This is a genomic window from Aeromicrobium ginsengisoli, from assembly GCF_004134905.2.
GTDB lineage: Bacteria > Actinomycetota > Actinomycetes > Propionibacteriales > Nocardioidaceae > Aeromicrobium > Aeromicrobium ginsengisoli.
Genome location: NZ_SDPQ02000001.1, coordinates 833,020 through 855,582, shown reverse-complemented (window position 1 = coordinate 855,582; position 22,563 = coordinate 833,020). Strand labels below are relative to the sequence as shown.

At 69.1% G+C, this 22,563-nt stretch carries 18 protein-coding genes; 17 read left to right on the top strand and 1 reads right to left on the bottom strand.

The genetic code is table 11. The features are described from left to right. Positions 1 to 3: 3 nt before the first annotated feature. The 9 genes from ESP70_RS04250 (at position 4) to ESP70_RS04210 (ending at position 11,935) form a co-directional block, all read left to right on the top strand. Complete coding sequence (locus tag ESP70_RS04250) at positions 4 to 540, top strand: MarR family winged helix-turn-helix transcriptional regulator (protein ID WP_149688079.1); 537 nt, start codon at positions 4 to 6, stop codon at positions 538 to 540. Positions 541 to 604: 64 nt separating this feature from the next. Then, entirely contained in the window at positions 605 to 2,296 is a 1,692-nt protein-coding gene (locus ESP70_RS04245) for a sodium:solute symporter family protein (protein WP_246161907.1), read from the top strand. 10 nt (positions 2,297 to 2,306) lie between these two features. Then, positions 2,307 to 2,567 (top strand): hypothetical protein, encoded by a 261-nt coding sequence (locus ESP70_RS04240; protein ID WP_149688077.1) that lies wholly within the window; start codon positions 2,307 to 2,309, stop codon positions 2,565 to 2,567. A 348-nt stretch (positions 2,568 to 2,915) separates the two neighbouring features. Continuing rightward, positions 2,916 to 5,753: a leucine--tRNA ligase gene (gene leuS, locus ESP70_RS04235; protein ID WP_223148599.1), complete on the top strand. Its 2,838-nt coding sequence runs from the start codon at positions 2,916 to 2,918 to the stop codon at positions 5,751 to 5,753. A gap of 26 nt (positions 5,754 to 5,779) precedes the next feature. Next, positions 5,780 to 6,625 (top strand): DegV family protein, encoded by an 846-nt coding sequence (locus ESP70_RS04230; RefSeq protein WP_149688076.1) that lies wholly within the window; start codon positions 5,780 to 5,782, stop codon positions 6,623 to 6,625. 197 nt (positions 6,626 to 6,822) lie between these two features. Beyond that, complete coding sequence (locus ESP70_RS04225) at positions 6,823 to 7,554, top strand: ComEA family DNA-binding protein (RefSeq protein WP_149688075.1); 732 nt, start codon at positions 6,823 to 6,825, stop codon at positions 7,552 to 7,554. Beyond that, entirely contained in the window at positions 7,551 to 9,791 is a 2,241-nt protein-coding gene (locus ESP70_RS04220) for a ComEC/Rec2 family competence protein (RefSeq protein ID WP_149688074.1), read from the top strand. The genes ESP70_RS04225 and ESP70_RS04220 overlap by 4 nt, the downstream gene beginning before the upstream one ends. Before the next feature lie 9 nt (positions 9,792 to 9,800). Continuing rightward, entirely contained in the window at positions 9,801 to 10,772 is a 972-nt protein-coding gene (holA, locus tag ESP70_RS04215) for a DNA polymerase III subunit delta (RefSeq protein ID WP_149688073.1), read from the top strand. Further along, positions 10,772 to 11,935 carry a DUF418 domain-containing protein gene (locus ESP70_RS04210; RefSeq protein ID WP_149688072.1) on the top strand — a complete coding sequence of 388 codons (1,164 nt, stop codon included), beginning with the start codon at positions 10,772 to 10,774 and terminating at the stop codon, positions 11,933 to 11,935. The genes holA and ESP70_RS04210 overlap by 1 nt, the downstream gene beginning before the upstream one ends. Positions 11,936 to 11,975: 40 nt before the next feature. Here the strand turns inward: ESP70_RS04210 and rpsT are convergent, their stop codons facing one another. Continuing rightward, positions 11,976 to 12,236 (bottom strand): 30S ribosomal protein S20, encoded by a 261-nt coding sequence (gene rpsT / locus ESP70_RS04205; protein ID WP_056212949.1) that lies wholly within the window; start codon positions 12,234 to 12,236, stop codon positions 11,976 to 11,978. A gap of 310 nt (positions 12,237 to 12,546) precedes the next feature. Between rpsT and lepA the strand changes: the two genes are divergently transcribed. The 8 genes from lepA (at position 12,547) to ESP70_RS04170 (ending at position 22,559) form a co-directional block, all read left to right on the top strand. Continuing rightward, on the top strand, positions 12,547 to 14,397 hold the full coding sequence (lepA, locus tag ESP70_RS04200; RefSeq protein WP_149688071.1) for a translation elongation factor 4: 1,851 nt from the start codon (positions 12,547 to 12,549) through the stop codon (positions 14,395 to 14,397). Between the two features lie 75 nt (positions 14,398 to 14,472). After that, complete coding sequence (locus tag ESP70_RS04195) at positions 14,473 to 15,705, top strand: permuted SH3 domain-containing protein (RefSeq protein WP_246161777.1); 1,233 nt, start codon at positions 14,473 to 14,475, stop codon at positions 15,703 to 15,705. After that, positions 15,702 to 16,385, top strand: a complete 684-nt coding sequence (locus ESP70_RS04190) for an ABC transporter ATP-binding protein (protein ID WP_342780157.1) — start codon at positions 15,702 to 15,704, stop codon at positions 16,383 to 16,385. Before ESP70_RS04195 ends, ESP70_RS04190 begins: the two co-directional genes overlap by 4 nt. Beyond that, on the top strand, positions 16,382 to 17,605 hold the full coding sequence (locus ESP70_RS04185) for an ABC transporter permease (protein ID WP_149688070.1): 1,224 nt from the start codon (positions 16,382 to 16,384) through the stop codon (positions 17,603 to 17,605). The genes ESP70_RS04190 and ESP70_RS04185 overlap by 4 nt, the downstream gene beginning before the upstream one ends. Positions 17,606 to 17,625: 20 nt before the next feature. Further along, the gene (locus tag ESP70_RS20000; RefSeq protein ID WP_188110480.1) at positions 17,626 to 18,411 is read left to right on the top strand and encodes a hypothetical protein; all 786 of its coding nucleotides are present in this window, start codon (positions 17,626 to 17,628) and stop codon (positions 18,409 to 18,411) included. Next, entirely contained in the window at positions 18,408 to 20,000 is a 1,593-nt protein-coding gene (locus ESP70_RS04180) for an efflux RND transporter periplasmic adaptor subunit (protein ID WP_188110479.1), read from the top strand. Before ESP70_RS20000 ends, ESP70_RS04180 begins: the two co-directional genes overlap by 4 nt. A 16-nt stretch (positions 20,001 to 20,016) precedes the next feature. Further along, on the top strand, positions 20,017 to 20,652 hold the full coding sequence (locus ESP70_RS04175; RefSeq protein ID WP_149688068.1) for an MOSC domain-containing protein: 636 nt from the start codon (positions 20,017 to 20,019) through the stop codon (positions 20,650 to 20,652). A 71-nt stretch (positions 20,653 to 20,723) separates the two neighbouring features. After that, positions 20,724 to 22,559 (top strand): AMP-dependent synthetase/ligase, encoded by a 1,836-nt coding sequence (locus tag ESP70_RS04170; protein WP_149688067.1) that lies wholly within the window; start codon positions 20,724 to 20,726, stop codon positions 22,557 to 22,559. The last annotated feature ends 4 nt before the right edge of the window (positions 22,560 to 22,563 follow it).

Sequence of the window (22,563 nt, the reverse complement as noted above, 5' to 3'; positions counted from 1 at the left end):
AGCATGACCAGTGAGGAATCCGACCACGTGGACGCGATCGTGGCACAGTGGGAGCGCGAGAGGCCCGACCTCGACTCGTCGCCGTTGCACGTCATCGGCCGCATCTCACGGCTCGCCGGCTCCGTCGACGAGCTGCTGCGGCCGGTGTTCGCCGCCCGAGGCCTCGGCGACGGCGACTTCGACGTGCTCGCGACGTTGCGTCGCAGCGGTGCGCCCTACGAGCTCACGCCTGGTGAGCTCGGCGCCAGCACGATGGTGACGTCGGGGGCGGTGACGAAGCGGGTGGACCGGCTCGAGCGCGCCGGCCTGGTCGAGCGGCGGGTCGACACCTCCGACGCACGGGGTCGCCGCATCCGCCTCACCCAACAGGGCATCGCGATGATCGACGAGGCGTACGCGGTCCACATGGACAACGAGGCGCGCATGCTGGCCGGTCTCACAGCCGACGAGCGGGCCGATCTCGTACGCCTGTTGCGCCGGACGGCCGAGTCCTTCGCGGCCGGAGCGCCTCGCAATGCGCCGCTAGAGCTCCAGGGGTAACGTGCGCTGAGGGTCCCGCCAGGGGGTGGGGCGAAGCCCCTTCTGGAACGGAGACGTTTCCGTGATTCACACCGCCGACAGCACGTTCCGCCTCGACGCCAACGCGGTCGACTATCTCATCGTCGCGACCTACTTCGTCGTCGTCGTGGGCATCGGCCTCATGGCGCGCCGCCAGGTCTCGACGAGCCTCGACTTCTTCCTGTCCGGCCGCTCCCTGCCGGCGTGGGTGACGGGCCTGGCCTTCATCTCGGCCAACCTCGGCGCGGTCGAGATCATGGGCATGTCCGCCAACGGCGCCGAGTTCGGCATGGCGACAGTCCACTACTTCTGGGTCGGTGCCGTGCCGGCGATGCTGTTCCTCGGCATCGTGATGATGCCCTTCTACTACGGCTCCGGTGTGCGCAGCGTGCCGGAGTTCATGCGGCGGCGGTTCGGCACCGGCGCCCACCTGGTCAACGCCCTCAGCTTCGCCGTCGCCCAGCTGCTCATCGCCGGCATCAACCTCTATCTGCTGGCCACGATCGTGAACCGCCTGCTCGGCTGGCCCTTGTGGGTCTCCCTGGTTGCCGCTGCCGCGATCGTGCTGTCGTACACGGCGCTCGGTGGTCTGTCGGCAGCCATCTACAACGAGGTCCTGCAGTTCTTCGTCATCGTGGCTGCTCTGTTGCCGTTGACGATCGTGGCGCTGCACAAGGTCGGTGGCTGGGAGGGCATCAAGGACAAGGTCCAGCCCGGTCAGGAGCAGCTCTCGTCGTGGCCCGGCACCGACCTGACCGGCATCGACAGCCCGGTGCTGTCGGTCATCGGCATCGTCTTCGGCCTGGGCTTCGTGCTGTCGTTCGGCTACTGGACGACCAACTTCGTCGAGGTGCAGCGCGCCATGGCCTCCGACTCGATCTCGGCGGCCAAGCGGGCCCCGATCATCGGCGCGTTCCCCAAGATGTTCATCCCGTTCATCGTGATCATCCCGGGCATCATCGCCGCGATCGTCGTCCCGGAGCTGGTCAAGCTGAAGGCCGGGGAGGCGGCCGGCGACGTCAAGTACAACGACGCGATCCTGCTGCTGATGCGAGACCTGCTGCCCAACGGCATGCTGGGCATCGCGATCGCCGGCCTGCTCGCGTCGTTCATGGCCGGCATGGCCGCCAACATCTCGGCGTTCAACACGGTCTTCTCGTACGACCTGTGGCAGCAATACGTGAAGAAGGACGAGGACGACTCCTACTACACGCGCATCGGTCGCCTCGCGACCGTCGCGGCCACGATCATCGCGATCGGCACGGCGGGGATCGCGTCCAACTACTCCAACCTCATGAACTACCTGCAGACGCTGTTCGGCTTCTTCAACGCACCGCTGTTCGCGACGTTCATCCTCGGCATGTTCTGGAAGCGCATGACGGCGACCGCCGGTTGGACCGGGCTCGTCTCCGGCACCGCCGCCGCAGTTCTCGTGGCCTTCCTGAGCGAGGACTCGTTCGGCTCGGCGAGCTGGGGCGTGCTCGGGCTCAAGGGCCAGGGCGCGAGCTTCGTCGCCGCCGGCGCAGCGTTCGTCGTCGACATCCTCGTCAGCATCATCGTCACGATGTTCACCAGACCCAGGGACGAGGCGGACCTTGAAGGCCTGGTCTATTCGCTGACGCCCAAGGAGTCGCTCGTCGATCCTGACGAGGTGCACCTGCCGTGGTACCAGTCGCCGCCGAAGCTGGCCGGCATCGGGCTCGTCCTCGTCATCGTCCTCAACGTGATCTTCTGGTAAGGAGCACCTCATGAACGCATCCGGCAAGAAGACAGTGGGCCTGTTCGACATCCGGTTCATCATCGGCGGGCTGATCGGGCTCTATGGCGTGATCCTGACGTTGCTCGGCATCTTCAACGCGAGCGACAAGGAGCTCGCCAAGGGCGACGGGCTCAACATCAACCTCTGGGCCGGGCTCGGGATGCTGGTCGCGGGGGTCGCCTTCATGGTCTGGGCGAGGCTCCGCCCCGTCATCGTCCCCGACGACGTGGAGCCCAACGACGGTCCGTGACCTGCTTTCAGGTCCTAGAGCGTGTCGAAAGGACGTCAACCGCCGGACGAACGCTCCTCACGATTTCGCGCAAGGTTCGGCAATGCGGCGTAGTCGCCGCGAATCACGGCTTCGCGCTTCGCGCGTCACCAGCCATGGAGCGTGCGTTCGACACCCCAGGCCTCGACAACCCTCGCGAACTCACACGCGTACACGAGCTTCACTGGGAGTCGGGAGCTCGTGTACCGCCGCCGAGTGACGTTCGACGCTGCTCGTCACCCGAGATTTCCACAAGTCCCTTTCGACAGGCTCAAGGGGCGTGTGGTCCTGTGTGCTTTCAGCGAGTGCGTCACCGGTAACATTCGGGCAGTGACCACGCCTGACCAGACCCCGGCTTCCTATCGCTACACGAGCGCGCTCGCGGGCCAGATCGAGCAGCGCTGGCAGGACCGTTGGGAGTCCGAGGGCACGTTCGAGGCGCCCAACCCGACCGGCGACCTCGCGGGCGAGATCACGGGCGACAAGTACTTCATCATGGACATGTTCCCGTACCCATCTGGCTCGGGCCTCCACGTCGGTCACCCGCTGGGTTACATCGCGACCGACGTCGCCGGCCGCTACCGCCGCATGCGGGGCGACAACGTCCTGCACGCACTCGGCTTCGACGCATTCGGCCTGCCGGCCGAGATCCACGCCGTCGAGACTGGCGAGCACCCCCGGACCAACACGCTGTCCAACATCGTCAACATGCGCCGGCAGCTGCGCCGCCTCGGGCTGGCGCACGACCCGCGCCGGAGCTTCGCCACGATCGACGCCGACTTCATGCGCTGGACGCAGTGGATCTTCGTGCAGATCTTCGAGTCCTGGTACGACGAGGAGCAGGCCAAGGCCAGGCCGATCAGTGAGCTGCGCGCCGAGTACGAGTCCGGCGCCCGTATGTCGCCCGACGGCACCGCCTGGGCCGACCTGACGCCGATCGAGCGCAGCGTCCTGATCGACGGGGTGCGCCTGGCGTACATCGACGACTCGCCGGTCAACTGGTGCCCCGGTCTCGGCACGGTCCTGGCCAATGAGGAGGTCACGGCTGAGGGCCGCAGCGAGCGTGGCAACTTCCCGGTCTTCACCCGCAACCTGCGGCAGTGGAAGATGCGCATCACGGCCTACTCGGACCGCCTGATCGACGATCTCGAGCGGGTCGACTGGCCCGAGTCGGTCAAGAGCATGCAGCGCAACTGGATCGGCCGCTCCCACGGTGCGCGGATCAGCTTCCCGGTCGAGGGGCTCGCGACGCCGATCGACGTGTTCACGACCCGGCCCGACACGATCTTCGGCACGACCTACATGGTGCTGGCGCCCGAGCACGAGCTGGTCGACCAGCTCACCACCGCGGCATGGCCCGACGAGACGCCGCTCCAGTGGACCAACGGTGCCGCCTCGCCCGCCGAGGCCGTCACGGCGTACCGGGCCATGGCTGCCGCCAAGACCGACCTCGAGCGCCAGGAGAACAAGGAGAAGACCGGCGTCTTCACCGGCTCCTTCGCGATCAACCCGGTCAACGGCGCCGAGCTCCCCGTGTTCATCGCCGACTACGTCCTCACGGGCTACGGCACCGGCGCGATCATGGCGGTGCCGGGCGGCGACGAGCGCGACCACGAGTTCGCCGAGTCGTACGCGCTGCCGATCATCCACACCGTCCAGCCGCCCGAGGGTTTCGAGGGGGGTGCCTACACGGGACAGGGCGTCGTCATCAACTCCTCGAACGACGAGCTGAGCCTCGACGGCTTGGAGATCGACGACGCCAAGTCTGCGGTCATCACGTGGCTGCAGGAGCACGCCGCGGGCGAGGGCACGACGACCTACCGGCTGCGCGACTGGCTGTTCAGCCGGCAGCGCTATTGGGGTGAGCCGTTCCCGATCGTCTACGACGAGCTCGACCAGCCGATCGCGCTGCCCGACTCGATGCTCCCGGTCGAGCTGCCCGAGGTCCCTGACTACTCGCCCAAGACCTACGAGCCCGAGGACGCCGACAGCAATCCCGAGCCTCCTCTGGCGCGCGTGCCCGAATGGGTCCACGTCGAGCTCGATCTCGGCGACGGCCCCAAGACCTACCGGCGCGAGACCAACACGATGCCCAACTGGGCCGGATCGTCGTGGTACGAGCTGCGCTACGCCGACCCGCACAACCCCGACCGGCTCGTCGATCCCGAGAACGAGCGCTACTGGCTCGGCCCGCGCAAGCCGGGGGAGACCGGCGGTGTCGACCTCTACGTCGGCGGCGTCGAGCACGCGGTGCTGCACCTGCTCTACGCACGTTTCTGGCACAAGGTGCTGTTCGACCTCGGCCACGTGTCGAGCGAGGAGCCGTTCCACAAGCTGTTCAACCAGGGCTACATCCAGGCGCACGCCTACACCGACGCCCGTGGCGTCTACGTCGACGCAGCAGGCGTCGAGGAGCGCACCGATGACGCGGGCGCCACGACGTACTGGTCCGGCGGCGAACAGGTCACGCGTGAGTTCGGCAAGATGGGCAAGAGCCTCAAGAACGCCGTGACACCCGACGAGATGTACGAGACGTACGGCGCCGACACACTGCGGGTCTACGAGATGTCGATGGGTCCGATGGACGTGTCCCGCCCGTGGGAGACCCGTGCCGTCGTCGGCGCGCAGCGGTTCCTCCAGCGCGTGTGGCGGTTGCTCGTCGACGAGGACTCCGGCGAGCTGCTGGCCGACGATGCCGAGCTCGACGCGGCGACACTGCACATCCTCAACGTGACGATCGACGGCGTCCGGTCCGACATGGAGCACATGCGGTTCAACACCGCCGTGGCCAAGCTGATCGAGCTGACGAACCACCTGACCAAGGAGGGTCTGCGCAGCCGCGCCGCCGTCGAGCCCCTGGTGTTGATGCTGGCACCGCTGGCCCCGCACATCGGCGAGGAGCTGTGGGCCCGCCTCGGGCACACGGAGTCACTGACGCACGAGCCGTTCCCGGTCGCCGACCCGGCGCACCTCTCGGCGGCGTCCGTGACCTGCGTCGTGCAGGTGCTGGGCAAGGTCCGCGGCAAGATCGAGGTCAGCCCCGACATCTCCGACGAGGAGCTCACGGCGCTCGCTCTCGCCGAGCCCAACGTCGTACGTTCGATCGACGGCCGCGAGGTCCGCAAGGTCATCGTGCGGGCCCCCAAGCTCGTCAGCATCGTCGTCTGACTCGATTTCACCGATAGTCTTCGGTCATGCCTCGGATCGGGATCGTCACGGACTCGACGTCCTCGTTGTCGCCGACCGATGCCGAGCGCGAGGGTATTGCCGTCGTGCCGCTGCAGGTCATCATCGGTGCCGAGACCTACACCGAGGGCGTCGACGTCACGGCGGACATGATCGCCGAGGCGCTGGCGTCGTTCGTACCGGTCAGCACGTCGCGGCCCACCCCTGACGACTTCCTCGCGGTCTATGAACGGCTGGCCGCCGAAGGTGCCGAGGCGATCGTCTCGGTGCACCTCAGCGCCAAGATGTCGGGCACGCTCGACTCCGCGGTCCTGGCGTCCAAGCAGGCGTCGGTGCCCGTGACCTGCATCGACTCGATGCAGGTGGGCATCGCGACAGGCTTTGCCGCAGGCCGGGCCGCCACGGCTCGTGACGCCGGCGAGGACGCGATCGGCGTCGCGGAGGCGGCTCAGCGGGCCGGCGAGTCCTCCACGGTGCTGCTCTACGTCGACACGCTCGAGTACCTCAAGCGCGGCGGACGCGTCGGCGCTGCAGCCGCCTTGATCGGCTCCGCACTCGCGGTCAAGCCGATCCTCACGATCACCGATGGCCTGGTCGTGCCGCTGGAGCGCGTACGCACGCAGGCCAAGGCGCTCGCCCGGCTGGAGGCGCTCGCGGTCGAGAAGGCAACGGCGTGCGAGCAGGGCTTCGACGTCGGCGTGCAGCATCTCGCCAGTCCCACCGTTGCCACGGCGGTCGCCGAGCGGCTCGCCGGCGCTTTGGGCCTCGAGTCCGTCGGCGTCGACGAGGTCGGCGCCTCGATCGGCGCGCACGTGGGCCCCGGCATGATCTCGGTGACCGTCACCCCACGCTGACCCCATCGGGCGGTGACCTGGTCGCCCTTCCGCCTGCGGAGCGGTGACCTGCTCGCCCAACGACGACCCTGATGGGCGACCACGTCACCGCTCCACCCGCGCGACGAGGTTTTCCACGGGACGTACGCCGCTCGCTGCTGTCCACAGTCACTCGTCGACGGCACCCTTGACGCGGGACGCCGGCCTAGCGTCGACACGTGAAGCCCAGGCGCCCTTCTCCTCCGACCGACGAGACGCGTGCCGAGATCGCCCGGCGTCGGCTGGCGCAGCTCGCGGCCTCGTTCGACGCCGAGCTCCCGCCTGCCGACGAGCCCGAGCAGGAGCGCGTACGTCGGGCCCTAGAGCTCCCACACGCCAAGGTCCTCGCCACGATCGCAGTCGCTGCGTCGGTGCTGCTGGTCTGGTGGCTGCTGTCCGGGCGCCCCAAGACGACCGAACCCGCAGCGCCGCTGGCCTTCGGCACCTCGACTGCACCCGCCGGTGCCGCCAAGACTCCTGAGGCCGAGCTGATCATCGATGTCGTGGGCAAGGTCCGCAAGCCCGGGATCGTCACGGTGCCCAAGGGCTCGCGCGTCTATCAGGCGATCGAGGCGGCCGGCGGCCTCAAGGGACGGGTCGACACCGCCTCGCTCAACATGGCCCGCGTGCTGGACGACGGCGAGCAGATCCTCGTCGGCATCGAGCCCGTCGCAGCGCCTGCAGCTTCTGGCCCCGCCGGCTCCGGCGGGCCGGCCGGCGGCAAGGTCAATCTCAACACCGCGACCGCCGAACAGCTCGACATGCTGCCTGGAGTCGGTCCGGTCACCGCGCAGGCGATCCTCGCCTGGCGCGACGAGAATGGCCGGTTCGGGTCCGTCGAGGACCTGCTCGACGTCAAGGGCATCGGCGATGCGACGCTCGCCGAGCTGCGCGACCTCGTGACCTTGTGACGCACGACCTGCGGATGGTCCCGCCGGCGCTTGTCGCGTGGGGCGCTGCGGCGTGGCTCGTCACGGCCAGCTCGTACGTCTCGGTCGTCGTCGCAATCGGCAGCATTGTCATGGCGGGTGCCCTGGCCAGGTGGCGACCGCACCGCGGGCTCGTCTGGGTCCTCACCGCCGTGTGCCTCGCCGCGATCGCGGTGTCGTGCGCCTGGCGCCTGACCACGATCGAGCACTCGCCCCTCACCGATCTCGCACGCGAGCACCGCCTCACGACGCTCGACCTCGAAGTACGCCGGGACGCCCGCACGTTCACGCACCACGGTCACGATTCCGTCGTGGTCGAGGTGCTCGTGCGCCGGGCGGTCAGCCGGGATGCGGACATCACGACGCGCGATCATGCCACGGCGTTCCTCGACGGCGACGCCGCGGACCTGGTCGTCGGCCGTCGGTTCACGGCCACGGGCCGGCTCGCACCGTCGGACAACTCGGACGAGGCAGCCGTCATCGACGTCGTCCGGCGTGGGCCGGCCGATCGCGCGACGTGGTGGTGGGAGGCCTCCGAACGCGTGCGCGAAGGTGTACGCCAGTCGGTGACTCCCGTCGGAGACGAGCCGGAGGCGCTCGTCCCCGCTCTCGTCGACGGCGACGACGGGCGCGTCAGCGACAAGGTCGAGGAGGACTTCCGCCGCAGCGGGCTGACGCACCTCATGGCGGTGTCCGGCACCAACCTGACGATCGTGCTCGCCGTCGTGATGGCGATCGGACGAGCCGCCGGAGTACGCCGTCGTGGGCTCTGGGTGCTGGGCGCCGTCTCGATCATCGCGTTCGTGCTGCTCGCGCGGCCGGACCCCAGCGTCGTACGCGCCGCGGCGATGGGGGCTGTCGGTGTCGCAGCACTCGGCTTCGGGGCACGCGGAGGCGTACGCGCGCTGGCGTGGGCGATCGTCGGGCTGCTGTTCCTCGATCCGTGGCTGGCCCGATCGGCGGGCTTCGTCCTCTCTGCGACGGCGACCGGCGGCATCCTGCTGCTGGCCCCACCGTTCGCTCACAGGCTCGAACGCTGGATGCCGCGGTGGTGTGCCCTGGCGATCGCGGTGCCGATCGCCGCTCAGCTGGTCTGCACCCCCGCGATCGCTGCGCTGTCCGGCGAGATCTCGCTCGTGGCGGTGGTGGCGAACCTCCTGGCGGCTCCAGCGGTGGCCCCGGCCACGGTCGCGGGTCTGGTCGGCGGGATCGTCGCGCTGGTGTCGGTGCCGCTGAGCCACCCCCCGGGCATCGTCGCGGGCGCCTGTGCGAGCTGGATCCTGACCGTGGGACACCGTGCCGCAGCCCTCGACTCCGCGTCGCTGGAGTGGCGATCGCCATGGCAGTGGCTGCTGGTGCTCGTCCCGCTGGTCACCGCGGTGATCATGGCGATCTCGTCGCGCCCAGTCGTGTTCATCGGCCTGTCGGCCGGTCTGCTGATCGCGGTGTGGCGTCCGCCGCAGACCGGTTGGCCGCCGGCCGGCTGGGTCATGGTGGCCTGCGACGTCGGTCAGGGCGACGCCACGGTGCTGAACGCCAGTGGTGGGTCAGCGGTCGTCGTCGACGCCGGGCCCGACCCGACGGCGATCGATCGGTGCCTCGACCGGCTCAACGTCCATCGCGTACGCCTGATGGTGTTCACGCACGGGCACGCCGACCACATCGACGGCTGGCCGGGCGTGCTCGACGGGCGACAGGTCGACCAGGTCGCGGTGGGACCGACCGGAGGGCCCGGCAGAGCGGACATCCCGCAGCATCTGGCGACGCCGGGGGAGTCGTTCACCGTCGGCGACGTCACCGCCCGCGTGCTGTGGCCGGCCGCCTCGGGCCCGATCCGGGTCGCGGGCAGTGAGGGGTCGACAGCCAACAATGCCAGCATCGTGCTCGCCGCCCAGGTTCGTGGCGTACGTCTGATGCTGTCCGGCGACATCGAGCCGGAGGCACAGGACGGGCTCCTGCGTGAGCATCCCGATCTGTCTGCCGACGTCCTCAAGATGCCGCACCACGGCAGCGCCCGGCAGTCGAAGGCGTTCTTCGACGCCGTCGGTGCGCGGCTCGCGACGATCAGCGCGGGGGAGGACAACGACTACGGCCATCCGGCCGCCGCCGCGCTTTCGCTGCTGCGTGAGGAGGACATGCAGTGGTGGCGCACCGACACCGACGGCGACATCGCGATCGTCGAGCGTGACGGGCGACTTCTCGTCGTGACTCGCGACTAGTCTGTCTCCGTGGCCACGGCATTCGGCAAGATCCTGCTCATCACCGGCAACGCCGAGTTCCTGGCCGATCGGACCCGCGCTAGGGCGGTCAAGGCCGTCACCGCCGAGCATCCGGAGTGCCAGGTCGCCGAGGCCAGCGCTGCGGGCCTGCAACCCGGAGAGCTCGCCGGCCTCACCAGCCCTTCGCTGTTCAGCGACGTCAGCGCACTCGTGCTGACCGACCTGCAGGACCTGCCCGACGTCGCGCAGACCGAGCTGTTGGCCTACGCCGGTGACACCTCGCCCGACATCGCCGTCGTGCTGGTCCACCGCGGTGGCGCCAAGGGCAAGGGCCTGCTCGACAAGCTCCGCAAGATGAGCACCGTCAGCGAGGTCAAGCTCGAGCAGCCCAAGTACGAGCGTGACTACGCGCGCTGGGTCTACACCGAGATCCGTGACCTCGGCGCCCGCATCGACGAGGAGGCCGCGACGCTGCTCGTCGCGGCCGTCGGCCAGGACCTCCGGGCGCTGGGGGGTGCCGCCGACCAGCTCGTCTCCAACCTCGAGAAGGGCGCCGAGATCAGCGCCTCCCTCGTACGCCAGTACTTCGGCGGGCGTGCCGACGTCCGTGGCTACGAGATCGCGGACGCGGCGATCGACGGCCGCATCAATGTGGCGCTCGAGGCCGCGCGGTGGGCCGAGACCGCCAAGGTGGCTCCCGTGCTCATCACGAGTGCGTTCGCGAGCGGGCTGCGCTCGCTGGCCAAGCTCGCCAGCGCTCCGGACGGCATGCGCGACAACGACCTCGCGGCATTCGTCGGGGCGCCACCGTTCAAGATCCGTTCGATGCGCCAGCAGCTGCGCTCGTGGGAGCAGGACGGCCTGGCGCACGCGCTCGGCGCCGTGGCGCAGGCCGACCTCGACGTCAAGGGTGGCTCGGCCGATCCGGCCTACGCGATCGAGCGCATGGTGCTCCAGGTCGCGGCGCAGCGCCGCCGCTGATGGCGACCGAGGTCGCGCAGGCCGCCCCGCCGGTCGCCCGCGCCGGGCGGGTCGAAGCGGTCGACCTCGCGCGAGGATTCGCCCTGCTCGGCATGATGCTGGTGCATCTTGCGGCCTACTGGATCGATCCGGACCCGCCGGTGGGCCACATGCTCATCGGCGGCCGCGCTGCGCCGCTGTTCGCCCTGCTGGCCGGCACCGCGCTGATGCTCGTCCACGAGCGTGAGCCCCGCGGCGCCGGATCGTGGCGAGCCACCCTGATCCGCGCCGTCCTGCTGATCGCGCTCGGGCTCGGTCTCGGGTCCCTGCACGACATGCCGGTGCTGATCATCCTCGCGTTCTACGGACTCCTGATCGTGGTGGCGCTCCCGTTCCGGCGGCTCTCGACGCGGACGCTGCTGGTGCTCGCCGGCTTTTGGGCCATCGCCGCACCGGTCGTCGTCTTGTGGGCGAAGATCGAGCACGCGCCAGTCCGGGCCGGTCAGGCTGAGCTGTCGGACCTGAAGCACCCCGTCGACCTGGTCATGGAGATCCTCGTGTGGGGCGCCTACCCCGCGGCGGTTTGGTTCGCATACGTCCTGGTCGGGCTCGCCGTCGGGCGACTCGACCTGCACCGGACTGCCGTGGCCTGCTGGCTCGCCGGTGTGGGTGCTGCGCTCGTGGCCGTGACCCTGGTGGCGGGGTGGATCCTGATCCGCAACGGAGCAGTGGACGATCGCTACGACATGGGCTGGCGGCAGCTGTTCGCCGAGAGCTTCTGGCCGTTCGAGCCGACGCGCTGGAACGATCTCCTCCAGGTGGGTCAGCACACCTCGACGCCGCTCAACGTCTTCAGCTCGATCGGATCGGCGATCCTCGTCGTCGGTCTGTGCGCTCTCGTCATCCGGGTGCCGTGGGCACGGCTGCTGCTGACCCCGGTCCGGGCGGCGGGCGCGATGACCCTGACGCTCTACACGATCCACGTGCTGTGGACCTGGCGCCTGCGAGTCGGCTTCAACGAGGACCATCCCAACGACTTCGCGCCGGGCAGCTATCGCGACTGGGCCCTCCAGGCCGTCGTGCTGTGCCTGGTCGCGACGTTGTGGCAGCGGTTCGTCGGCAAGGGGCCGCTCGAGTGGGCCATGCGCCGGCTGTCGGTGTGGGGCAGGCGCGCGCGGGCATGAAAAAAGCCGCCCCGTGGGGCGGCTGTCCTCATGGCACACGTCAGAGCGACGCGGCCTTCTTGGCAATGGCCGACTTGCGGTTGGCTGCCTGGTTCTTGTGGATGACCTTCTTGGAAGCGGCCTTGTCGAGCTTCTTGGTGGCCTCGCCGGCGAGCTTCTTGGCGTCGTCGGTGTTGCCGGCCGTCACGGCCTCCTCGAAGCGACGCACGGCGGTCTTGAGGGCGGAGCGCACGGACTTGTTGCGCTCGCGAGCCAGCTCGTTCTGCCGGTTGCGCTTGATCTGCGACTTGATATTCGCCACGGGGCAAACCTGTTTCTCTCGAATGTGTGGATGCTGCGAAAAAGTTGTTGGACATGCCGAGGCACGCGACCACCAACTCTATCAGTGAGCGGCGCGTCCCTTCAAATTCCGCAGGGCGAGCGAGCTCTGCGAGCGAGCGCCGGAGGAGGTTGAGCGATCGCGGCGAAGCCGCCAGATGACGAAACCCGGTGAGATGACCGCCCAAGGCGGGGACCGCCCAACGCGGGGAGGTTTCCTTTCGACGGCTCAAGGAGCGGGCACCACCCACATGGCACGAGCATGCCCGGGGTGATGGGACAATGGACGCATCATGAGCACCAGCCCCGTTCCCCAGCCCGGGGCCACCGACCCGAAGGTCCTGCGCAACTTCTGCATCATCGCGCACATCGACCACGGCAAGTCGACGTTGGCCGACCGCATGCTGCAGCACACCGGTGTCGTCGACGGTCGCGACATGAAGGCGCAGTACCTCGATCGCATGGACATCGAGCGCGAGCGTGGCATCACGATCAAGAGCCAGGCCGTACGCATGCCGTTCACCAAGACCAGCGGCGACGACGCCGGCACGGTCTACATCCTCAACATGATCGACACCCCTGGGCACGTCGACTTCACGTACGAGGTCAGCCGCAGCCTCGAGGCGTGCGAGGGCGCGATCCTGCTGGTCGACGCCGCGCAAGGCATCGAAGCCCAGACGCTGGCCAACCTCTACCTGGCGATCGACGCCGACCTCGACATCATCCCCGTGCTCAACAAGATCGACCTGCCGGGCGCGCAGCCCGAGAAGTACGCCGCTGAGATTGCCGGCATCATCGGCGGCAACCCCGACGACGTGCTCCGCGTCTCGGCCAAGACCGGCCAGGGCGTCGAGGAGCTCCTCAACCTGATCGTCGACGAGGTCCCGCCGCCCAAGGGTGACCCCGATGCCCCGCCGCGCGCACTGATCTTCGACTCGGTCTACGACACCTATCGAGGCGTCGTGACCTACGTACGCGTGGTCGACGGCAAGCTCTCGCACCGTGACCGCATCAAGATGATGTCGACCGGTGCCGTGCACGAGATGCTCGAGGTCGGCGTGATCTCGCCCGAGCCGGTCAAGGCCAAGGAGATCGGCGTCGGCGAGGTCGGCTACCTCATCACCGGCGTCAAGGAGGTCCGTCAGTCGCGAGTCGGCGACACCGTGACCTCCAACGTGCATGGCGCGACCGAGCCGCTCGGTGGCTACAAGAACCCCAACCCCATGGTGTTCGCGGGGCTCTATCCCATGGACGGCGACGACTACCCGACGCTGCGCGATGCCCTCGAGAAGCTGCAGCTCAACGACGCGGCCCTCGTCTACGAGCCGGAGTCGTCCGGCGCGCTCGGGTTCGGCTTCCGCATCGGCTTCCTGGGCCTGCTGCACCTCGAGATCGTCCGTGAACGCCTCGAGCGCGAGTTCAACCTCGAGCTGATCTCCACCGCGCCCAACGTCGTCTACCGCGTCGAGATGGAGGACGGCAAGGAGCACCTCGTCACCAACCCGTCGGAGTATCCCGACGGCAAGATCGACAAGGTCTACGAGCCCGTCGTCCGTGCCACGGTGCTGAGCCCGACGGACTACATCGGCACGATCATGGAGCTGTGCCAGGCTCGCCGCGGCCAGCTCATCGGCATGGACTACCTGTCGGAGGATCGCGTCGAGATCAAGTACACGCTCCCCATGGGCGAGATCATGTTCGACTTCTTCGACGCGCTCAAGAGTCGTACCAAGGGCTATGCGTCGCTCGACTACGAGCCGACCGGCGAGCAGGCCTCCGACCTGGTCAAGGTCGACGTGCTGCTGCAGGGTGAGGTCGTCGACGCGTTCAGCGCGATCGTGCACCGCGACAACGCCTACGCGTACGGCGTCTCCTTGGCGTCGAAGCTCAAGGAGCTCATCCCGCGTCAGCAGTTCGAGGTGCCGATCCAGGCCGCGATCGGCGCCCGGGTCATCGCCCGCGAGAACATCCGCGCGATCCGCAAGGACGTGCTCGCCAAGTGCTACGGCGGCGACATCTCCCGCAAGCGCAAGCTGCTCGAGAAGCAGAAGGAGGGCAAGAAGCGTATGAAGATGGTGGGTCGCGTCGAGGTCCCCCAGGAAGCCTTCATCGCCGCACTCTCCACGGGCGACGCCGACAAGTAGCACGACGCCTGCTTTCACAGGTTCTGCACATCTGGGAGCCAGCGGGGTCTTGGCCGGCGGCCGCAGCATCATGCTGTGTCGATCTCGAGCAACGCCCAGCACCTCGCCTCGCATCTACGACCACGGTCTCGCCGGCAGTACGTCATCGCCGCCGTGGTCGCGCTGGTCCTCGTCGGAGGAGGTGGATGGTGGTTCCTCGGGCGCGCCGACGGTGCGGAGGCGGAGTCGATCACCGCGACGGTGTCAGCAGGTACGTTCCAGCAGACGGTCACCGGGTCGGGCACGATCCAGCCCGCCCGTGAGGCGGACCTTGACTTCGAGGTGTCCGGCCGGGTCACGAGCGTCAAGGTCAAGGCCGGAGACACGGTCGCCAAGGGCGACGTCGTCGCCACGCTCGACACCGCCTCGCTGGATGCCGCGCTGGCGTCGGCCAAGGCACAGCTCGAGGCGGCCGAGACGACGGTCGCGAACGACAGCAGCGAGTCGAGCACGCAACAGGCATCGAACAGCGCCGCGTTGCTGAGTGCCCAGGCCGACGTCACGCAGGCCAAGGACGACCTCGCTGCGGCGACGCTGCGCGCGACGTTCAGCGGCACGGTCGCCAGCGTCGACGTCGCGGTCGGCGACCAGGCTGGCAGCTCGTCGTCGGGCTCGGCGGACGCTGGCGGCCAGGGCGGCACAGGCGCAGCGACGGGCGGTGACACCTCGGCCGCAACGACCTCCACGGCTGCCGTGACGATCGTGCAGCCTCGGACCTTCGTCGTCGATGCCGACGTTGCCGCCGACGACATCACCCAGGTCAAGAAGGGCCTTCAGGTCCAGATCACGCCGACCGGTGCCACGACCCCGATCTTCGGCACGGTCAAGGAGGTCGGGCTGGTCGCCGAGACCGGCACCTCGGGCGCTGCGACGTTCCCCGTCACGGTCAGCGTCACCGGAGCCCAGAAGGACCTGTACGCCGGAACGTCCGCCGACATCTCGATCGTCGTCAAGCAGGTGCAGAACGTGCTGACCGTGCCGACGCTGGCGCTGACGACCACGAACGGCAAGACGTACGTCACCAAGGTCGTCGGGTCCTCGACCAAGAAGACCGCCGTGACCGTCGGCGAGACGTACGGAGCATCGACCCAGATCACGAAAGGCCTGAAGTCGGGCGACAAGGTCGAGATCACGACGATCCGGCGAAGCCCGACCGGCACCACGAACCGTGGGACACGGGGCGAAGGCGGCTTCGGCGAAGGTGGCTTCCCAGGCGGGGGAGCGCCGCCGAACCTCAGCGGCGGCGGCTTCCCGGGCGGCGCGCAGTGAGCGCGATCATCGAGCTCGAGGCGGTCCGCAAGACATATGAGACCGGCATCGTCCGGGTCGATGCCCTCCGCGGGGTCGACGCGGAGATCGCCGAGGGTGAGTACGTCGCGGTGATCGGGCCGTCGGGGTCGGGCAAGTCGACGCTCATGCACATCCTGGGCTGCCTGGACGTGCCGACCAGCGGGTCGTACCACCTGGCCGGCCAGGACGTGTCCGCGATGACGGAGGCCGAGCTGGCGGAGGTGCGCAACCGGCGGATCGGCTTCGTGTTCCAGCAGTTCAACCTGCTCGCGAGCATGCCCGCATGGCGCAACGTCGAGCTGCCGCTCGTGTATGCCGGGGTGTCGCGCCCCGAGCGACGTGAACGTGCCCTGGCCGCGCTGGAGCGAGTGGGCCTGGCGGACCGCGCCGACCACAAGCCCGGCGAGCTGTCCGGAGGACAGCAGCAGCGCGTCGCGGTCGCCCGTGCGCTGGTCACCGAGCCGGCACTGCTGCTCGCGGACGAACCCACCGGCAACCTCGACTCCGAGTCGACCGTCGACGTGCTCAACCTGTTCGACGAGCTGTCCCGGCTCGGCCGCACGATCGTCCTGATCACGCACGAGCACGATGTCGCGGCCCGCGCGAGCCGGCGCCTCGTCGTGCGCGACGGCAACATCATGACGGCAGGTGCCGCGTGAACTGGCCGGAGACCTTTCGCACGGGCGCCGAGGCCGTGCAGGCCCACCGTCTGCGGTCGATCCTCACGATGCTGGGCATCATCATCGGCGTCTCGTCGGTGATCCTGACGGTGGGCCTCGGGCAGGGCGCGCAGGACGAGGTCAAGAAGCAGATCGACTCGCTCGGCAGCAACCTGCTGGTGGTCTCGCCGGGCAGCACGACGTCGACGTCGGGCGTACGCGGTGGTTTCGGCTCGGCGTCGACCTTGACGCTGGCGGACGCCCAGGCGATCGCCGACCGCTCCGTCGTGCCCGACGTCGAGCGCGTCGCGCCGGTGACCTCGTCGTCAGTCTCGCTGGTCAACGGGACGACCAACTGGACGACGACGCTGGTCGGTTCGACGGCCGACTGGCTGCCCGTACGCTCGAGGACCCTCGAGTCGGGCCGATTCTTCACCCGGGCGGAGGTCGCCTCGAGCGCTCCCGTCGTGGTGCTCGGCGCCGACACGGCCAGTGAGCTGTTCACCGGGAGCGCGGTCGGGCAACGGGTGACGGTCAATGGCACGTCCCTGACCGTGATCGGCGTGCTCGCCACGTCCGGCTCGTCCTCGTCGGAGGCCAGCCAGGACGACACCGCGGTCGCACCGCTCGGTCTGGCGAACTCCGTCACCGGCGGCACCGGGGTCTCGGTCTCGTCGATCTACGTCGAAGGTGCCCAGGAAGCGACGCTCGGCGCTGCGTACCAGGAGATCCAGGCGCTCCTGGCCAACCTGCACGGCGTCACCACCGCCGACGCCGACTTCACGATCACCAGTCAGGAAGCCCTGATCGACACTGCCAACTCGACCAACCGCACGCTCACCGTGCTGCTCGGCGGCGTGGCCGCGATCTCGCTGCTCGTCGGTGGCATCGGCGTCATGAACATCATGCTCGTGTCGGTCACCGAGCGGATCCGCGAGATCGGCCTGCGCAAGGCACTTGGGGCGACTCCACGGTCGATCCGCCGCCAGTTCCTCGTCGAGGCGTCGATGCTGGGCTTCGCCGGCGGTCTCGTCGGCGTCGTGCTGTCGGTCATCGGGGCGCGGGTCCTGCCGCCACTCATCGACCAGCCGGTGTCGCTGTCGCTCCTCGCGATCGCGGCCGCCCTCGTCACGGCTCTCGCGCTCGGCATCGGCTTCGGGGTATACCCCGCGAGCCGGGCCGCCCGTCTCACCCCCATCGAAGCGCTGCGCAGCGAATGAACCCCAACCAGGAGTCCCGTATGAAACACGTCCTCGCCACGTCCGTCCTCTGCGTCACGATCGGCCTGGTCGCGGCCGGCTGTGGAGGATCCGACCCGTCATCGGCAGCGCCGTCCTCGGGCAACGCTGAGGCGGCACAACCGGCCGGCGGACGTATGCCAGGTGGATCGGGCAAGGTCACTGAGGTGTCCGGATCGACCGCGCAGGTGCAGGGCAACGACTCGCAGGTCGCGGTCTCGTGGACCGGCAGCACGACGTTCACGACTCAAGTCAGCACCGATGCCGCGGCGGTCACGGTCGGTTCGTGCGTCATGGTGACGTCCGACGAGCAAGGTGCCTCGACGACGAAGGTCGCCGCAGCGTCGGTGCGGATCACGAAGGCGACGGGCGGCACGTGCACCCTCGGCCGGCCGGGCGTCGCGGGCCGGCCGTCGGGCGAGGCGAACCGCCCGCGGCCGACCGACCTGCCGTCGGGCGTCCCGTCGGGCGCTCCCGGGGGACGGTTCGGCGGGTTCGCCATCGGGAAGGTGACCGCGGTCTCCGACTCGGGCTTCACCGTCGCGTCGAGCCGGCTCGGCAGCGACGACTCGACGACCTCGGTCAGTGTCATGACGTCCGGCTCGACGACGTACACGACGACCAAGGCCGGCACGGCCGCCGAGGTCAAGGTCGGGGCATGCCTGACGAGCCGTGGCAAGGCCGACGACACCGGTGCGATCGCCGCCACCACGATCGAGGTGACCCAGCCGGTCGAAGGCGAGTGCGGGTTCGGCGGGTTCGGCGGCCGCGGAGCGGGTCGCTCGTGAAGCGTCGACTGCTCGTGGCTTCCACGGCCGCGGCCGTGGTGGTGGCGGGCGGTGGGGTCGCGTACGCCCAGGCGCAGGGCCCGTCCGGCGCCTATCGCACCGCCACGGTCACGGTCGGCGACGTCGACCGTACGCTCACGCTGTCCGGCACGATCGCGGCGTCGTCGCGACAGGATCTGTCGTTCGGTGTCGCGGGTGCGGTCACGAAGGTCGGCGTCGAGGTCGGTGACGTCGTCAAAGCGGGGACGGTGCTGGCGACCCTCGACGACGCCGACCTGAAGACCGCGGTGACCAAGGCCCGGGCGACCCTGGCCAAGGCTCAGGCTCAGCTCGCCTCGGACCAGAGCAGCCAGTCCTCGACGGTCACGACGGCTGCCACGGGCGGATCGGGCTCGACCGGCTCGTCCAAGCAGCCGTCTAGCGGCTCGTCGTCGACCGTCTCGCCGAGGCTCAAGGCGGCCCTCGCCGCGCTCAAGCAGCAGCAGGGTGCGGTCACGGCCGCGCAGACGGAGGCGACGACCGCGATCGCGGCCGCCAAGACGGCCCTCGCGGCCCAGTCCGACGCCTGCAAGACGCCCGACGGCACCGATCCACCGTCCGATGCCGCCGACCCGGCATCAAGTGGGGGGTCGGACGCGTGCACCACGGCGCTTGATGCGGTGCAGGCCGCGCAGGACGTCGTGGCCGCCAAGCAGGACACCTTGCAGGCCGCGCTCGGGGCTCTGGCCAAGACGCTCGGTGCCGCCGTGACGGAGATCCAGAAGTCGTCCACGCCGGCGCCGGGCTCGTCGTCATCACCGAGCGGCTCCGGTACGTCCGAAAGTCGCAGCACGGGCTCATCGGGTGCGGGAGCCGGTGGTGGGAGCGGCGGAGGCACCGCGACCGCGGCGACCCTCGCGCAGGACCAAGCCGCGATCGACACCGCCAAGGCGGCACTCACCGAGGCCAAGCGCAACCGCGACGCGGCCGACCTGACCGCACCGTTCGGCGGCAAGATCCTCTCCGTCTCGGCGGCCAAGGGCGACTCCGTGAGCGCAGACGACGTCGTCGCCGTGATCGTGGGCACCGGCGGCACGACGGCGAAGACCACCGTCACAGCCGCCCAGGTCGCCGACGTCAAGAAGGGGCAGACGGCTTCCGTCAGCCCGGCCGGCGGCAAGCCCGTCACCGGCACCGTCACGTCGATCGGCCTGCTGCCCGACTCGAGCACCGACTCCGCCACCTACCCGGTGACGCTGGACCTGAGGGGCAGCGTCGCGGCTCCTGAGGGTTCGACGGCATCGATCGCGCTCGTCATCGGCACGGCGAAGAACGCCCTCACGGTTCCGTCGTCAGCCGTCTCGACGACCGGGCGCACGACAGTCTCGGTGCTGACCGACGGCAATCCCGTACGTACGGCCGTCACGGTCGGCGTCGTCGGGCCCACTCGCACGTCGATCACGCAGGGGCTCACAAAGGGGCAGGAGGTCGTCATCGCCGACCTCGACGCCGCGTTGCCCTCAGGCGACAGCACGACGACGCGGTTCCCCGGCGCCGGCGGGTTCGGCGGCGCGCCCGGGGCCAGGCGGCAGCAGCGCGCGGCGGGGTGATCGGTAGCCTCTGGCCATGTCGTTCGTCGAGTCGGTCAACACCGGGTCCACCGTCGACGTGCCGTGGGGGCAGCTCAAGCGGTCGGCGATCGACAAGCGGCCGGCCCAAGGGGCGGTTCACGTGCATCCGCTCGGTGTGGGCGACGACGAGATCGCCGACCTGAAGCATCACGGCGGCCCCGACCAGGCGGTCTACGCGTACGCCCGTGAGGACCTCGATGCGTGGGAACGGATCCTCGGCCGTGAGCTCCGGGCCGGCCTGTTCGGCGAGAACCTCACGACGCAGGGCATCGACCTCAACGCCGCCCGCGCCGGCGAGCGATGGCGGATCGGCGGGACCCTCCTGGAGCTGTCGGGCGTACGCATCCCGTGCTCGGTGTTCCAGGGATTCGTCGACGAGCCGCAGTGGGTCAAGCGCTTCACGCTGGAGGGTCGGCCGGGCGCCTATTTCCGCGTCCTCGAACCCGGGGCGGTGCAGGCGGGCGACCGGATCGAGGTCGTCGAGCACCGCACCCACGATGTGACGGTTGATCTGCTGTTCCGCGCCTTGACGACCGAGCGGCACCTCATCCCGCTGCTGGCCGACGAGCCGCGTCTCGACTCGTTCGTGGCGCGGCGTTTGGGTGCGCGGAACAACAACACTGCGACGTGACTCGGCAGTAAGTTAGGGTGATCGGCACCACAGCCCCCGCTCTCCGTACGCTCGCGCCAGAGGACTCCGCCATGACCGTCACCGTCGCCACCCCTGAACAGATCGAGATCGTCAACGACCGGGCCCCGAGCATGGGCGCCGCGTTCTTCTCGCGGGTCGAGCAGTCGGGCCCGCGCGAGGCCTACCGCTATCCCGACGAGGACGAGAACTGGCACTCGATGACCTGGTCCGAGACCGGCGAGCGGGTGACCCGCCTCGCCGCCGGCCTCGTGTCGCTCGGCATCGAGCCCGAGGAGCGGGTGGCGATCGCCTCCGGCACGCGCCTCGAGTGGATCCTCGCCGACCTCGCGGTCCTGGCCGCCGGCGCAGCCACGACCACGGTCTACCCGTCGACGATGTCCGACGACGTCGCCTACATCCTGGCCGACTCCGACAGCCGCATCGTCTTCGCCGAGGACGACGAGCAGGTCGCCAAGCTCCGCGAGAAGCACTCCGAGCTGCCGTCGATCATCAAGGTCGTGGTGTTCGAGGGCACGACCGACGGCGACTGGGTCATCGGCTTCGATGAGCTGGAGAAGCTCGGCGAGGCCTACCTCGAGCAGCACCCGACGGTCGTCCAGGATCGCGTCGCCGCCACCAAGCCTGATTCGCTGGCGACCCTCATCTACACGTCCGGCACCACGGGCCGGCCCAAGGGCGTACGCCTGAGCCACGACGGCTGGACGTACGAGGGTGCGGTCATCGTCTCCGGCGGCTTCCTCAGCGAGGACGACCTGCAGTTCCTGTGGCTCCCGATGGCGCACTCGTTCGGCAAGGTCCTGCTGTCGACGCAGATCGCGATCGGCTTCCCGACGGCGATCGACGGTCGCGTCCCCAAGATCGTCGACAACCTGGCGATCATCAAGCCGACGTTCATGGGCGCCGCGCCCCGCATCTTCGAGAAGGCCTACGGCCGCATCGTCGGCATGGCCGAGGCCGAGGGCGGCGCCAAGCTCAAGATCTTCCGCTGGGCCGAGAGCGTCGGCGTCGAGTACTCCCGCGCGGTGCGCTCCGGGAAGTCCGTCTCGCCGGTGCTCAAGGCCAAGTTCACCGTCGCCGACAAGCTCGTGTTCTCCAAGGTGCGTGACCGCTTCGGCGGCCGCGTGCGCTTCTTCATCTCCGGTGCGGCCGCGCTGTCGCCCGAGATCGCCGAGTGGTTCCACGCCGCAGGCGTCCTGATCCTCGAGGGCTACGGCCTGACCGAGACGTCGGCCGGGGCGTTCGTCAACCAGCCGACCAGCTTCAAGCTCGGATCGGTCGGCACACCGTTCCCCGGCAGCGAGGCCAAGATCGCCGAGGACGGCGAGATCCTCATCAAGGGCCCGCACATCATGCAGGGCTATCACAACCTCGACGCCGAGAGCGCCTCGTCGCTCACCTCCGAGGGCTGGCTGCACACGGGCGACGAGGGGCGCATCGACGAGGACGGTTTCCTGTTCATCACGGGCCGCAAGAAGGAGCTGTTCAAGACCTCGGGCGGCAAGTACGTCGCCCCGCCGCACATCGAAGGCATGTTCAAGGGCATCAGCTCGCTGACCAGCCAGATCGTCGTGCACGGCAACGAGCGCAACTTCTGCTCGGCGCTCATCACGCTCGACCCCGACGGGGTCGCGGAGTGGGCCGGCAAGCACGGCATGGCCGGCAAGTCCTACGCCGAGGTCGTCGCGTCGCAGGAGATCCACGACCTGCTGCAGAGCCAGATCGACGAGCTCAACTCCAAGCTCAACCGCTGGGAGACGATCAAGAAGTTCGCGATCCTCGACCACGACCTCAGCATCGAGAACGGCGAGATCACGCCCAGCCTCAAGGTCAAGCGCAACGTCGTCGAAGCCAACAACAAGGACATCCTCGACGGCTTCTACGCTTGACGGT